Source organism: Streptomyces sp. Y7, from assembly GCF_043195415.1.
Classification (GTDB): Bacteria; Actinomycetota; Actinomycetes; order Streptomycetales; family Streptomycetaceae; genus Streptomyces.
Genome location: NZ_JBIDDQ010000002.1, coordinates 445,715 through 459,323 on the forward strand (window position 1 = coordinate 445,715; position 13,609 = coordinate 459,323).

Annotated in this window: 12 protein-coding genes; 8 read left to right on the top strand and 4 right to left on the bottom strand. The window is 71.1% G+C overall.

All coding sequences use genetic code 11. The annotated features are described in order from the left end of the window. Nucleotides 1-124 precede the first annotated feature (124 nt). The 8 genes from ACGFW6_RS07955 to ACGFW6_RS07990 all read left to right on the top strand — a co-directional run bounded on the left by ACGFW6_RS07955 (nucleotide 125) and on the right by ACGFW6_RS07990 (nucleotide 8,253). Entirely contained in the window at nucleotides 125-1,093 is a 969-nt protein-coding gene (locus ACGFW6_RS07955; RefSeq protein WP_393505817.1) for a LysR family transcriptional regulator, read from the top strand. A gap of 148 nt (nucleotides 1,094-1,241) precedes the next feature. Continuing rightward, nucleotides 1,242-2,483 (top strand): sialidase family protein, encoded by a 1,242-nt coding sequence (locus ACGFW6_RS07960; RefSeq protein ID WP_393505819.1) that lies wholly within the window; start codon nucleotides 1,242-1,244, stop codon nucleotides 2,481-2,483. Nucleotides 2,484-2,604: 121 nt separating this feature from the next. Continuing rightward, complete coding sequence (locus tag ACGFW6_RS07965) at nucleotides 2,605-3,324, top strand: GntR family transcriptional regulator (RefSeq protein ID WP_393505821.1); 720 nt, start codon at nucleotides 2,605-2,607, stop codon at nucleotides 3,322-3,324. Between the two features lie 146 nt (nucleotides 3,325-3,470). Continuing rightward, nucleotides 3,471-4,742 carry an MFS transporter gene (locus ACGFW6_RS07970; RefSeq protein ID WP_393505823.1) on the top strand — a complete coding sequence of 424 codons (1,272 nt, stop codon included), beginning with the start codon at nucleotides 3,471-3,473 and terminating at the stop codon, nucleotides 4,740-4,742. Between the two features lie 45 nt (nucleotides 4,743-4,787). After that, nucleotides 4,788-6,149, top strand: coding sequence for an acyclic terpene utilization AtuA family protein (locus tag ACGFW6_RS07975; RefSeq protein WP_393505825.1), 1,362 nt, complete (start codon nucleotides 4,788-4,790; stop codon nucleotides 6,147-6,149). 3 nt (nucleotides 6,150-6,152) lie between these two features. Further along, complete coding sequence (locus ACGFW6_RS07980) at nucleotides 6,153-6,476, top strand: DUF4387 domain-containing protein (RefSeq protein WP_393505827.1); 324 nt, start codon at nucleotides 6,153-6,155, stop codon at nucleotides 6,474-6,476. A 50-nt stretch (nucleotides 6,477-6,526) separates the two neighbouring features. Next, on the top strand, nucleotides 6,527-7,312 hold the full coding sequence (locus ACGFW6_RS07985) for a poly(aspartic acid) hydrolase (protein ID WP_393505829.1): 786 nt from the start codon (nucleotides 6,527-6,529) through the stop codon (nucleotides 7,310-7,312). Next, a complete protein-coding gene (locus tag ACGFW6_RS07990; RefSeq protein ID WP_393505831.1) occupies nucleotides 7,297-8,253 on the top strand; it encodes an alpha/beta hydrolase in 957 nt (318 codons plus the stop codon). Before ACGFW6_RS07985 ends, ACGFW6_RS07990 begins: the two co-directional genes overlap by 16 nt. A 6-nt stretch (nucleotides 8,254-8,259) precedes the next feature. On the opposite strand, the gene ACGFW6_RS07995 is transcribed toward ACGFW6_RS07990, so the two are convergent. From ACGFW6_RS07995 to ACGFW6_RS08010, 4 genes are all read right to left on the bottom strand, one after another. Then, a complete protein-coding gene (locus ACGFW6_RS07995; RefSeq protein WP_393505833.1) occupies nucleotides 8,260-10,083 on the bottom strand; it encodes a glycoside hydrolase family 2 protein in 1,824 nt (607 codons plus the stop codon). A 66-nt stretch (nucleotides 10,084-10,149) separates the two neighbouring features. After that, a complete protein-coding gene (locus tag ACGFW6_RS08000) occupies nucleotides 10,150-11,049 on the bottom strand; it encodes a carbohydrate ABC transporter permease (RefSeq protein WP_393505834.1) in 900 nt (299 codons plus the stop codon). Between the two features lie 2 nt (nucleotides 11,050-11,051). Next, nucleotides 11,052-12,002 carry a carbohydrate ABC transporter permease gene (locus ACGFW6_RS08005; protein ID WP_393505836.1) on the bottom strand — a complete coding sequence of 317 codons (951 nt, stop codon included), beginning with the start codon at nucleotides 12,000-12,002 and terminating at the stop codon, nucleotides 11,052-11,054. Nucleotides 12,003-12,023: 21 nt separating this feature from the next. Further along, a complete protein-coding gene (locus ACGFW6_RS08010) occupies nucleotides 12,024-13,385 on the bottom strand; it encodes an extracellular solute-binding protein (RefSeq protein ID WP_393505838.1) in 1,362 nt (453 codons plus the stop codon). Nucleotides 13,386-13,609: the final 224 nt, after the last annotated feature.

Sequence of the window (13,609 nt, forward strand, 5' to 3'; positions counted from 1 at the left end):
TCGGCCGGCGGGGCGGGACGCTCGACGCGCTGCGCGTCTTGCGGCCCGGTAGCGACCTGGGGACCACCCTGGCCAGCCGCGATACCCGCAACAAGGCCGCGGGCGGCAAGGTAGCCTTTCGCTGGTGGAAAACCTCCGCCGCTCCGGGCCGCCGGGCCGCAAGAACCGTTCACCCCTCGACGACTTGGAGTTCTTCCAGGTCGTCGCGTCGAGCGAGACCCTCACGGCCGCCTCTCGGGAACTCGGGTGCTCCCTGCCCGTCGTCAGCAAGCGCCTCAGCGCGCTGGAGCGCCGGCTGGACGTGCGACTCGTCCAGCGCGGTGCCCGGCGACTGGTGCTGACCTCGGAGGGCGCGCTGTACGCGGCGCGGGTGGCGACGATCCTCGACCAGGTGCGCGAGCTGGAGGACTCGATCACCGACCGGTCGGGGGGACTGCGCGGTTCGCTGACCGTCGAGGCGACGCTGGGCCTCGGACGCGCGCACATCGCCCCGCTGCTGGGCGAGTTCGCGCAGGCCCACCCCGAGCTGCACGTACGGCTGCAGACCTCCGCGCTCCCCCTGCGGCCCCATCGACGCGAGTTCGACGTGGCGGTCCATGTGGGCGCCCCGCCCGACTCGTCGCTGCGCATGCGCCGGCTCGCCGAGAACCGGCGGGTGCCGTGCGCGGCGCCGTCGTATCTCGCCCGGCACGGCACGCCCGCGACCATCGAGGACCTGGCCGGCCACGACTGCATCGTGCTGCGCGAGAACGAGAGCGACTTCGCGCTGTGGCGGTTCGGGGACACGGCGGGCACCCGCCACCTCCGCGTCCGCGGCAGTCTCTCCAGCAACGACGGTGACGTGGTGACCGGGTGGGCCCTGGAGGGGCGGGGCATCATCATGCGTTCGCAGTGGCACGTCGGGCCCCACATCGATCGGGGAGAACTCGTCCATGTGCTGCCGGACGTACCGACGCCGGCCGCGGACATCTACGCCCTGACCGAGGACGACGCGCACCTGCCGCTGCGGGTCGGCAGGCTCATCGACTTCCTCGCCGCCCGGCTCCCCCGGCGGCTGAATCAACGTCACACGGAGTACGGGCTCCTGCGGTAGGGGCGCCTCCTCCCGGCCGTGGCACACCTCCGGCAGCCGGAGCGGGGGACCGGTCGGCTCTGCCGCAACGACCTCCGTCCCACCCGTTTACATCGATGTACATTCCGCTCTAGCCTGACGCGCGTCTCCCCCACCCGGAAGGAACACCATGGTGATCCTGCGACTTCGGCATGCCCTCGGACGGCATCGACTCCTCGCGCTCGCCCTGACCGGCGTGCTGAGTCTGCTGCCCGCCACCCCCGTCGCCGCCTCTCCCGAGCCCACCGGCGCGACCGCCTCGGCGCCCTCGCCCGCGGCACCCTCCCTCACGGCCACCGGAACCCCGCTGCGGGCCGGAACCGGCCTGTATCCGCGAGCCATTCGGCTCGCCCACAACGGCACGGCCAACGGGCGCGTGCTGGCGAGCGTCGTCACCTTCGACGGCGACAACGGCATCGGCGCCATCCACGAGAGCACCGATTCCGGTGCGACGTTCCGCGAGGTCGGCAGAGTCGCCGACCCGGAGTCCGCGGCGGGCCAGGGGCTCTGCTGTTCCACCCTGTTCGAGCTGCCACGCCAGGTGGGCGCACTGCCCGCCGGCACCCTGCTGTGGGCCGCCTCCGTCGGCCAGGACGAGCAGAACCGCCGTATGGCACTGCGGATCTGGCGGAGCAACGACGTGGGCCGCAGCTGGTCCTACCTGTCGTCCTGCGCCGTCGCGGGCGGTACGGGCGGGCTGTGGGAGCCGGAGTTCTCCGTGGCCGCCGACGGCGCCCTGGTCTGCCACTACGCCGACGAGACCGACCCCGCGCACAGCCAGAAACTCGTCGCCGCGCGCAGCTACGACGGGGTGCGCTGGGAGGGCCACCACAACACCGTGGCCGGCACCTGGGCGGAGGACCGGCCCGGCATGCCGGTGGTGCGGCGGCTGCCGAACGGCACGTACTTCATGAGCTACGAGATCTGCAATCCCGGTGGTCAGTACCAGTGCGTCGTCCACTACCGGACCTCCGCCGACGGCTGGAACTGGGGTGACCCCGCCGGCCTCGGCATCCGGCCCGAGACGGCGGACGGGAGGTACTTCCGCGCCGCCCCGACCATCGCCTGGGCGCCCACGCCGGGCGGCGGGGCCGACGGGCGGATCCTGCTGATCGGGCAGCGCCTGCTCAACCGGGACGGCACGCCCGCGGCGGGCAGCGGACGCACGATCCTCACCAACACCCGGAACGGCAGCGGAGCCTGGACCGCGATCGCCGCGCCGGTGAACGTGCCGAACCCGGAAGTGAACTACTGCCAGAACTACAGCTCACCGCTGCTTCCCTCGGCGGACGGCACGCGGGTCCTCCAGATCGCCACCGACTTCGAGGGCACGGTGTGCCGGGCGTACTTCGCGACCGGCAGCCTGCCGTAACGGCGGGACGACCTCCCCCCTCTCGGCCCCGACCGGATCATCGTCGGGGCCGAGAGGGGAAACCCGGGCGCCTGCCACCCACCCCTTGAGAAATCATGCTGTAGCAAATACGGTGCTGCACATGGGACAGCTTCCGCAGCTCACAGCTTCCGCGACGCTCGGCGACCAGGCGTACGCCGCGATCCGCGAGGCGATCATCTCCGGCGCCCTCGAACGGGGCCAGAAGGTGACCGAGCGGGGTCTCGCCGAGTCGCTGGACATCAGCGCGACACCGGTGCGCGAGGCGCTGCGGCGCCTGGAACAGGACCGCCTGGTCGAGCGGACGGGTCCGCGCTCCGTACGCATCGCCAAGTTCGCGGAGGAGGAACTGCGCGAGTTCACCATGATCGGGGACTCGTTGCGCGCCCTGGCCGCCCGGCTCGCCGCCGAGAAGTCGACGGCGGCACAGCGCCGGGAGATGCGTGCGCTGCTCGACCGGGCCGACGACCTGCGCGGCCGGTCGGACGGGATCGAACCGGGCAGCGACGAGGAGCGGGAGCTGATCCAGGAGATCCTGCGGTGCATGCGCATGTTCCACGCCCTCGTCGACCGGGCCGGCGGCAACTCGACGCTGCTCCAGATGCTGCACATGGTCGACGCCTTCGGGGCGGACGAGCGCCGCAGCACGGTCCTCACCGAGGTCGGCGGCGACCGGCGCGGCGCGGTGGAGGAGCGCTACCGCCAGCACCGTGCCATCTATGACGCCATCGCCGCCGGCGACGGGGACCGGGCGGCCGAGCTGATGAGTGCTCACAGTGCGGCGTCCAGCGACTCGTTGATCTCGGGGCGCTTTCCGGCCTGAGAGCCGGGCGACCACCGCGTACACCTCCGGGAGAGTGCGGTCGTCACTCACCTTCAAGAAGCTATAGCAAATAGCGAGTATCTCATTCCGGCTCGCAGACCCCTTTCCGCATCCCACTTGCTATGGCATATGGCAAAGGAGCCGCCATGCCTGAGACCGCACAACCCCCGCCACTCCGGGAAGCCCTCGCCTCGCCGGGGCGGATGAGTGCGAGCACCGTCCTGTGGGTGACCCTCGCGGTCTTCGCCCAGGAGTCGGTCTGGAACTTCTACGACGCTCAAGTCCCCGCCGAACTGCGGCAGTACCTCACCTCCGCGGGCCTCGTCGGACTCGTCATGGGTATGGACAACCTGCTGGGCGTCCTGATCCAGCCCTGGACGGGCTTCGTGTCCGACCGGCACGCCCGTGCCGGCAAGGGCCGCTGGGGGATCGTCCTCACCGGCGCGGCGCTGGCTTCGGTGCCCTTCGCCCTGATCCCGTGGACCGGCGATCTGCCCACGCTGATGGTCTGCGTCGTCGCGTTCGCCGCCACGGCCAACGCGTTCAAGGGCGTCACCGAGACGCTGGTCTCCGACTACCTCGCCCCCGCGCACCGGGCCAAGGCGCAAGGCTTCGTGAAGGCGGGAGTGAGCCTCACCATCGTGGTCTCGGCGCTGATCAGTCTGCTTGTCGTCGACCGCAGCGTCACCCTGGCGTTCGCCGTTCCGCCCGTCCTGATGCTGGTGCTGCTCACCACTTCGTGGGCGTTCCTGGGCCGTCGGCACACCACGGCCGCCGCGCGGGTGCAGGAGGAGGACGAACCGACGGACTTCGTCTCGCCCTGGGCCGTGGTGAGGGACATGGTGCGCGACCCCTCCCGCGCCCGGGCCCTGCTGATGCTCGGCATCTTCTGCTTCGCCGGCATGTGGTCCGCCCTGCGCGCCCTCATGACGCCGTACGGCACGGAGACCCTCGGCCTCTCCCGCGGTGCGGCGGGCGGACTCGCGCTGCCCGGCGCCGTCGCCTTCCTGGTGTGCGTCGTGCCCCTCGCCTACGCCTCGTCCCGGCTGGGCCAGGTGCGCGCCATCCGTTACGGCGTCGGCCTGTTCGTCGCCGGCCTGCTCATCGGCTTCGCCTCCCCCACCGTGCCGGGCACGGTCCTCTCTCTCGTCATCACCTCGATCGGGTACGCGACCTTCGCGGTGAACGCCCTGGTCGCGCTGTGGGACCTCGCCCCCAGCCGGCATGTCGTGGGCACCTACACCGGCCTGTACACCGTCGCCTCGTCGACCGGCGCGGCGCTCGGCCCGGCCCTGCTCGGCTTCACCGTCGACGTCACGGGGTGGCGGTTCATGCTGCTCGACGGGGCCTTGTTCGCCGCCGTCACCTTCGCCGTGTTCACCCGGCTGGCTCGCCGCCTCACACCTGCCGCCGCCTGACACCACGTCCGGACACACCCCACCACACAGGAAACAGAGACCTTCATGGAGTTCCGCATCCTCGCTCCGACGGGAGCCCTTGGCGCCGGCTTCGACGCGGAGGCGTTCCGGCGCGGCGTCGCGTCCCGGCCCCACGTCATCGCCTGCGACGCCGGGTCGACCGACTCCGGTCCCGCGGCCCTCGGCTCCGGCACACCCAAACTCTCCGACCAGGCCGTCACCCGCGATCTGCGCCTGCTGCTCAGAGCCCGTGCCGAACTGGGCGTCCCCCTGATCATCGGCTCCTGCGGCACCAGCGGACGGGACATCGGCGTCGACCGGGTCGCCGGACTCGTGCGCGGCATCGCAGAGGCGGAGAACCTGCACTTCACCTTGGCGCTGATCTACTCCGACCAGCCCGCCGAGCGTCTGGAGGGTCTCTTCGACGCCGGCCGCATCGCCGCGCTGCCCCACGCGCCCGCCATCGACCGGGAGTTGTTCGCCCGCAGTCACACCGTCGCCATGATGGGCACAGAGCCGATCGAGGAGGCGCTGCGCTCCGGCTGCGACGTCGTGCTCACCGGCCGGGCCAGCGACACCGCCCTGTTCGCCGCGGTCCCCCATATGCGGGGTGCCGACCCCGGACTGACCTGGCACATGGCCAAGACCATCGAGTGCGGCGCCGCCTGCGCCGTGCCGCCGTCGGCCAACGGGCTCCTGGTGCACCTGCGCGACGACCACTTCGACGTCACCACACTCGCCGAGGACAGCCGGCTCACCCCCCGGTCCGTCGCGGCGCACACCCTGTACGAGAACGCCGACCCGTTCCGCGTCGTGGAGCCCTCCGGCATCCTCGACACCACCGACGCCACGTACGAGGCCGTCGACGAGCGGACGGTCCGGGTGCGCGGGGCGCGCTTCATCCCCTCGGACGGCTGCACGAACAAACTGGAGGGCGCCGAACTCGTGGGCCACCAGACCGTCATCGTCGGCGGCGTGCGCGACCAGGTGGTCATCCGGCACCTGCCCGATCTGGTGCCCTTCGCCAAGAAGTACTTCGCGGACAAGATCCTCGACGTGTTCGGCGGCGACGTCGACCCCGCGGACGTCGACATCGACTTCCGCCTCTACGGCGACGGAGCCGTCCTCGCGGCCGCCGAACCCGAGCCGCTGCGCCCCCGCGAGATCGGCGTCCTCATCACCGTGACCGCCCCGGACCAGGCCACCGCCCACGCCGTCGCGACCTTCGTCGCCCACGCGAGCAGTCATCTGCCGATCCCGGAGTACGACGGCCTGGTCTCCACGCTCGCCTACCCCTTCTCACCGCCCGAGACGGACCGCGGCCCGCTGTACCGCTTCACCCTCAACCACGTCGTCACCGGCGTCACCCCCACCGAACTGTTCCGCACCGTCACCGAGGAGGTGTGAGCCATGCCCACCCTGCTGGACTTCTGCTCCCTGGTCCGCTCCAAGAACGCCGGACCCTTCACCCTGACCTTCGACTTCATGTGCCACGACCGGGCCGCCTACGACGCCCTCGTCGCCACCGGCTTCCTCAGCAAGGACCTCTTCGGACGGCTCTACGGCGTCCACCCCGCGCACATCCTGCTCGTCAACCACCCCTTGGCCCTCGCCGTGAAGGTCTCCCTGCCCCGCCCCGAGATACAGGGCGACCTGCGCGACGCCGATTGCTACGCCGGCCAGCAGTACGCCCCGTTGATGGACCTCCCCATAGAACCGGACCCCCTCTCGTGACCGCCGAACTCCCCCTGTCTCCCTGGGACTTGCCCGCAGGTCACCCCGGCGTGACCTTTCTCACCGGCCCCACCGCCCAGTTCGCCCTCGCACGCGACCCACGCTTCTCCTACTGCCTGTACGTCCCCGAGGGCCATGCGCCCGACGGCCCGCCCCGCCCTGTGGTGATCGCCGTGCACGGCACACGCCGTCGCGCCGAGACCCTGCGCAACGCGTTCGCCGACTTCGCCGAGCGCCACAACTGCGTCGTTCTCGTGCCGCTGTTCCCCGCCGGGATCACCGGTCCCAATGACGTGGACAGCTACAAACTGCTCTCCCCTGCCGGGTTCCGGGCGGACGAGGTACTCCTTGCCATGACCGAGGAGGCCGCCGCCCGCTGGCATCTGCGGACCGACCGTTTCCACCTGCACGGCTTCTCCGGCGGCGGCCAGTTCGCGCACCGCTTCGCCTACCTGCACCCGGACCGGCTGGCCTCCCTGTCCGTCGGAGCGCCCGGAAGGGTCACACTGCTGGATCCGACGAGGACCTGGTGGCACGGCACGTCCGATGCCAAGGAGCGGTTCGGGATCGAGGTCGACCCCGCCGCGCTGCGTGACGTGCCCGTCCAGCTGGTCATCGGTGCGCAGGACACCGGCAGCGCCGAGCTCGCGCCGCCCGACGCCCGCGGCCCCGCCCCGGTGGGCAGCAACCGCCTCGAGCGCATCCACGCGCTGCACTCCAACTGGCGCGAGCACGGCATCGACGCGCGTCTCGACACGGTCCCGGACACGGCGCACGACCACTTCGCCGTGCTGCCCGTGGTGCAGCGATTCCTCGCCGCGTGCCTGGCCCGGTGAACCCCGCCGTGCGGGCGTACGCACTAGATCCGCGGATCGCCGAAGTCCTCGGGACCGGCGCGGTCGAGCCCGACCTGCGCTCGTTGCGGGCGTCTTCGGCCGGCCGTCCGGGCTCCGACCCTCAGGTGCGCGACGACATCGCGCACCTGAAGGGCCGGTCCCTGCCGATCCGTCTCTACCAGGGCACCCGCGACGACTGTGTCGTCGTCTTCTTCCACGGCGGTGGTTTCGTCAAGGGAGACCTGGACTCGCACGACGTGCAGGCGCGGACCTTGTGCGGGGTCACGGGGCGGCCGGTCGTCTCGGTGGGGTACCGGCTCGCTCCCGAGCACCGGTTTCCGAGCGCCCATGACGACGCCGTGGAGGCCGTCCGCTGGGTGCACGAGAACGCTCGCACGCTCGTCGGCCGCCCGGCCCAGGTCGCGGTCGCGGGCAGCAGCGCCGGAGCGAATCTCGCCCTCGGCGCCGCGTCGGCCCTCGCGTCCGCGCCCTCGGCCCCGGTCGCGCAACTGCTTGTCTGTCCCTTCGCCTCGGGCGACCCGACGTTGCCCTCGCGCACCGAGTTCGCCGAGGGCTACGGGCTGACCTCCCGAGCCGTCGAGCGGTTCGTCGAGGCGTACGTGTCCGATCCGGCGCAGCGGCGGAACCCGCGCTTCGCCCCGGTGCTGTCCGGGGAGCTCGCCGGTCTGCCGCCAACGGTCCTGTACAGCGCCGGACTTGACCCCCTGCGTGACGACGCCCGCGTCCTGTCGGAGCGACTGCGGGCGTCGGGCGTACACGTACTGGCCTCGGAGGAGCCGACGCTCCCCCACGGCTTCGTCAAGTACGCCGGGCTCTCCGAAGCGGCGCGGGACGCGGTCGTACGAATGAACACGGCGTTCCGCGACCTGCTCGACGGCCTCGGCGGCGACGTGGCGCACTCGGAGCAGGAGTTGAAGTGAGGGACCTCAGTCCCTGTCCTCCTCCTCGATCGCCGCCGGGCGCTGCTGTGCGGCGCGGACGCGGTCGATGTCGAGCTTGGTGCCGCGGTCGAAGCGGTAGATGCCGTTGCGTTCCTGGAAGACGTCGGTCAGCTGGGTGTAGCAGTAGCCGAACATGTCCCGGTCGTCGAGCAGGACGCCGGTGAGGCCGGCGAAGCGGGTGTGGAACTCCTCCTCGTCGCGGACCCGTTCGCCGTAGCCCCAGGACTCGGTGCGGTCCTCCCCGGACTGGGCGACGGCCGCCTCGGGGTCCCACCAGATCCCCCCGAACTCGCTGACGAAGTACGGCTGACCGCCGTAGGGCAGTGAGTAAGGGGCGCCGCTCTCATGGGCGTTGACGAACGGGGCGTCCTTCGCCAGCCCCGACATCAGCTCACGGAACGCCTCGGGGTCCTGCTCGTAGTGATGTGAGTCGTAGATGTCGGTCTCGGCGACCCGGTGGGCGTAGCCGGAGGCGTCGATCACCGGCCGGGTGGTGTCCATGGCCTTCGTGGCCAGGAACATCGCGCGGGTCACCGCGTCGAGTTGGGTGATGCGGTCGTGCAGCTTCTGGTAGGTCTCGTTCAGCGGGCACCAGCCGATGATCGAGGGGTGGGAGTAGTCCCGCTCCACGGCCTCCAGCCACTGGGCGACGTACGACGCGTCGGGCTGCTGGTTGTCGCCCGAGGAGCCGCCGACCTCGCAGCCCCAGTCGCCGAACTCGCCCCAGACCAGGTAGCCGAGGCGGTCGGCGTGGTAGAGGAAGCGCTCCTCGAACACCTTCTGGTGGAGCCGGGCTCCGTTGAAGCCCGCCGCCATGGCCAGCTCGATGTCCCGCACGAGGGCCTCGTCGGTCGGCGCCGTCATCAGTCCGTCCGGATACCAGCCCTGGTCCAGCACCAGGCGCTGGAAGACGGGGCGTCCGTTGAGCAGGACGGCCTTGCCGCGCAGACCGACGGCCCGCAGACCCGCGTAGCTCTCGGCGCTGTCGACGATCTGCCCGTCCGCGTCGAGGAGTTCCAGCCGCAGGTCGTACAGGTGCGGGTCTTCGGGGCCCCACTCGCGGCGCCGGCCCTCGGGAACGGGCAGGTGCAGGCGCGGGGCCAGGTCCAGGTCCGCCCGTGCCTCGGCGCGGGTCACCTCGCCGCCGGCGTCGCTGAGCACGGCCCGTACCCGGTGGCCGGGGCGGTTGCCGGAGATCGGCAGTTCGAGGTGGAAGGCGGAGCCGGCGAGGTCGGGGGTGATGCGGGGGCGCCGCAGGTGCAGATCGGGGACGGGCTCCAGCCAGACGGTCTGCCAGATGCCGGTCACGCGGGTGTAGTTGCAGTCGTGGTTGGCGTACTGGATCGCCTGCTTGCCGCGGGCCTGCGGTCCGGACTTGGGGTCGCGGGCCCGGACGGTGATGACGACCTCCTCACCGCTGCCGGCGATGTCGCCGAGGTCGGCCGTGAAGGGGGTGAAGCCGCCGCGGTGCCGGGCGACCTCCTTCCCGTCGGCCCACACGGTGGTGTCGTGGTCGACGGCTCCGAAGTGCAGCAGTACGCGGCGCCCGGCCCAGTCGGCGGGCAGGGTGAGGACGCGCCGGTACCAGACGGCCTCCAGGAAGTCGGTGTCGCCGATGCCGGACAGCTCGGACTCCGGCGGGAAGGGTACGAGGATCTCGTCGCGCAGCTCGCGGCCGGGCAGGCCGCGTTCGAGCCCGCTGTCCCCTCGGTCGGTCTCGAACTGCCAGGCGCCGTTCAGGTTGAGCCAGTCGCGTCGCACGAACTGCGGTCGCGGGTACTCCGGGCGCGGTACGGAGGGGGTGGGCACACATGCTCCAGTGGATCGAGAGTCGGCGGGGTGACCGCCGGCCTGTGGTCAGGGCGAGGGGTGAGGTCAGGAGCCGCCGAGGCCGGTGGTGGCGACGGAGTCGACGATGCGGCGCTGGAAGAAGAGGAACACCACGATCAGTGGCAGCGCCGCGAGCAGCGCGGACGCCATGGACTGGGCGTACTGGATACCGAAGGCGTCCTTGACGGTGGCCAGGCCGACGGGGAGCGTCATCAGGTCCGGGTCGTTGGTGACGATGAACGGCCACATGAAGTTGTTCCACGCCCCGATGAAGACGAAGATCGCGACGGCGGCGACGATCGGGCGCGACAGCGGCAGCACGATCGACAGGAACACCCGGAACTCCGAGGCCCCGTCCATCCGTGCCGCGTCCTCCAGGTCACGGGGGATGCCGTCGAAGAAGCGCTTGAGGATGAAGACCATCATGGGCGCGACCACCTGCGGCAGGATGACCGCCGCGTAGGTGTCCACGAGGTTGAACAGCAGCATCTGCTCGAAGAGGGGGACGACGAGCAGTTGCGGCGGCACCAGGATCGCGGCGACCGTCACGGCGAGCAGGGTCCGGCGGCCGCGGAAGGTGCCGCGTGAGAAGCCGTACGCGGCGAGCGTGGAGACGGCGACCGTGATCAGGGTGACGAGGCCGGCGATGAGGAAGCTGTTGAAGGCCCAGACGGTGACGTTCCCGCGTTCCAGGATCTGCCGGTACGCCTCGGTCGTGAAGGCGCCCTTGATCGGGGACAGGCCGGGTGAGGCCGCGTCCTGCTCGCTCTGCACCGAGGTGGCGACCGCCCAGACGAACGGCAGCAGCCAGACGGCGGCGAGGACGGCCAGCGCGGTGCCGGCCAGGACGCGCGGCAGCCGGCCGTGTCCGAGGACGAGGGAGGGTTGGGCAGCGGCCAATGGGGGACGGCGCCGCGGGCGGAGGGGCGTTGCGGTGGCGGACACGGTCAGTCCTCCTGGCGGAAGAGACGCAGTTGCACGAGCGAGACGACGATGACGAGGGCGAAGAAGAGGTAGGAGACGGCGGAGGCGTAGCCGAGCCGGTAACCGGTGAAGCCGACGTCGTAGACGTATTCCAGGACGGGGCGGGTCGAGGCGTTGGGGCCGCCCTTGGTGAGGATGTAGATCTGGTCGAACACCTTGAGCGAGGCGAGGATCTGCAGCATCGCGACGAGCGCGGTGGTCCGGCGCAGCTGCGGCAGGGTGATGGACCACAGGCGCCGCCAGGCTCCGGCGCCGTCCAGCGCCGCCGCCTCGTAGTAGGTCGAGGGCAGGGACTGGAGAGCGGCGAGGTAGAGCAGGAAGTTGAAACCGACCGTCCACCAGACGGTGAGGGCCGCGATCGACCACATCGCGACGGCTTCGTCGGAGAGCCAGCCGACGGGCGCCATGCCGAGGGTGTCCAGGAGCTGATTCGCGAAGCCGAGTTCGGGCTGGTAGAGCCAGGTCCAGATGAGTGTCACCACGGTGACGGGCAGCAGGTAGGGGGCGAAGAAGGCCAGCCGCCACGCCCACTGCCCGGCGAGGCCGCTGTGCACGAGCAGGGCCATCGCCAGAGCGATGAGCACCAGCGGGACGCTGGAGATGGCGGTGAAGACGACCGTGTTGCCGAGGCTGCTCCAGACGTCCGGATCGCCGAACGCCTCGGCGTAGTTGTCGAAGCCGACGAAGGCCGTGTCGCGCAGCGTGAGTGAGCTGTCGGTGAAGCTCATCCAGAGCCCGTGCACGATGGGCCACACCAGGAACAGGGCGAAGACGAGCAGGAACGGCAGGACGAAGACGAGGCCGGGGCCCTGGGCGGTCCGGCCGGTCTTCAGGCCGATGCGGCGCAGGCCGGCGGGGCGGCCTGCGGCCGCGCCGGTCACGGTGTCGGAGCCGGGGGGTGCGGTGGTGGTCACGTGGGTCACTCCTTCTGCTCGTCAGGCCACCGGGTTGGGCTGCCGGAGCAGCGTGTCCGCCTCGCGGACCATCTGGCGGACCGCCTTCTCGGCGGAGGTGTTGCCGAGCAGTGCCGCCTGGAGGGGCTGGCACATCCGGTTCTGGAAGTTCGAGGCGGCGCCGGCGAACCAGTTCGGCGGGTCGAGCACCGCCACCTCTCCGGCGTCCGCGTAGGAGGACTGCGGGTCGAGGGCGGCGTACTCGGGTTCCGCGAGCACGGGCTGGTAGGCGGGGATGTGACCGGCGGTGGCCCAGGTGAGGCTCTGCTTGACCATCTCCGCGACGTACCGGTGGGCCTGGCGGCGCCTCGCCGGATCGGGGTCGTCCTGATGCGGGAGGACGAAGCTGTGGCTGTCCGTGTAGACACCCGGCTGGTCGAAGACCTGTGGGAAGGGGGCGGCGCCCAGCGGGATACCGGACTTCTTCAGCGTCGGCAGCTCCCACTCGCCGAGCATGATCATGCCGCCGCGGCCGCCGATGAAGCCGGCCATCGCGCCGTTGTAGTCCAGGTTGTTGGGGTTGGTGCGGCCGTCGAAGAGCTGCTGCATGAAGGTGACCACGCGGACGGCGGCGTCGACGTCGATCTGCGGCGGCCCGCCGTCCGGCAGGGTGAAGGCGGCGCCGGTCTGGGCGTAGAAGGCGGCGAACTGCCGCCAGGTCTGGGCCGTGTCGGTGACGTGACCGAACAGGATGCCCTTCTGCCCGGTCGCCTCGGCGAGTGCCTTGCCCGCGTCGAGCAGGGCCTCCGGGGAGCCCATCGGGGCGAGTTCACCGGAGGAGTCGAGGAGACCTGCCTTGTCGGCGGCCTCCTTGTCGTAGAACACGATGAAGGGGTGGACGTCGAGCGGGACGGCGTAGACGGTCCTGTCGTGCTGCGTCCGCGCCCAGACGGCCGGCGCGAAGTCCTTCTGGGTGACGCCGAATTCGGCGAGCAGGTCCAGGTCGAAGGGGTCGAGGAGGCCGCCGGGCGCGTAGCCGGCCAGCCGGGAGAGGTGCAGGATCGCCACGTCGGAGGCCCGGCCGCCGGCGGCCGACATGGCCAGCTTGGTGTAGTACGACGGGCCCCAGTCCAGGATCGTCCGCTCCACCTCGAACCCCTTGGGTCCCTGGGAGACGGCCTTGATCATGTCGTCCATCAGCATGCCGTCGCCGCCCTGGAACAGGTCCCAGACGCTGAGCGCCGAGGCGTCGGCGGCGGCCGGTGAGGCACAGCCGGACAGCGGGGCGGCAGCGAGCAGGGCACCTGCGGCTGCCGTGCCGTCGCGCAGCAGCCGGCGACGGGTGAGACCAGTTGCCGCATCGGGTGCGGGCGCTGGTGGTGAGGCGGAGAAGCGGGTGAACATCGCGGACCTTCCGACGGCCGGACACGCATGCCGGACCGACGGTGGACCACCCGTGGAGAGGGTGCTCCACCGCCTGGGTCAGGCGGGGGCGCACCGGTCGAGCCGATGCGATGGCTAGTTTTTACATCGATGTACATTGGCTGTAAAGAGCCTGGAGGCGCGGCCGGAAAACGAGGGCCCGTCAGGCCGGGCGGACTCGCTTCCGATCCGGCTTCGGATCCGCG

What these genes read in the sequence shown, in the direction of transcription:
- ACGFW6_RS07960 (WP_393505819.1), top strand. Translation starts at nt 1,242, where the DNA reads ATGGTGATCCTGCGACTTCGGCATGCCCTCGGACGGCATCGACTCCTC.
- ACGFW6_RS07965 (WP_393505821.1), top strand. Translation starts at nt 2,605, where the DNA reads ATGGGACAGCTTCCGCAGCTCACAGCTTCCGCGACGCTCGGCGACCAG.
- ACGFW6_RS07970 (WP_393505823.1), top strand. Translation starts at nt 3,471, where the DNA reads ATGCCTGAGACCGCACAACCCCCGCCACTCCGGGAAGCCCTCGCCTCG.
- ACGFW6_RS07975 (WP_393505825.1), top strand. Translation starts at nt 4,788, where the DNA reads ATGGAGTTCCGCATCCTCGCTCCGACGGGAGCCCTTGGCGCCGGCTTC.
- ACGFW6_RS07980 (WP_393505827.1), top strand. Translation starts at nt 6,153, where the DNA reads ATGCCCACCCTGCTGGACTTCTGCTCCCTGGTCCGCTCCAAGAACGCC.
- ACGFW6_RS08010 (WP_393505838.1), bottom strand. Translation starts at nt 13,385, where the DNA reads ATGTTCACCCGCTTCTCCGCCTCACCACCAGCGCCCGCACCCGATGCG.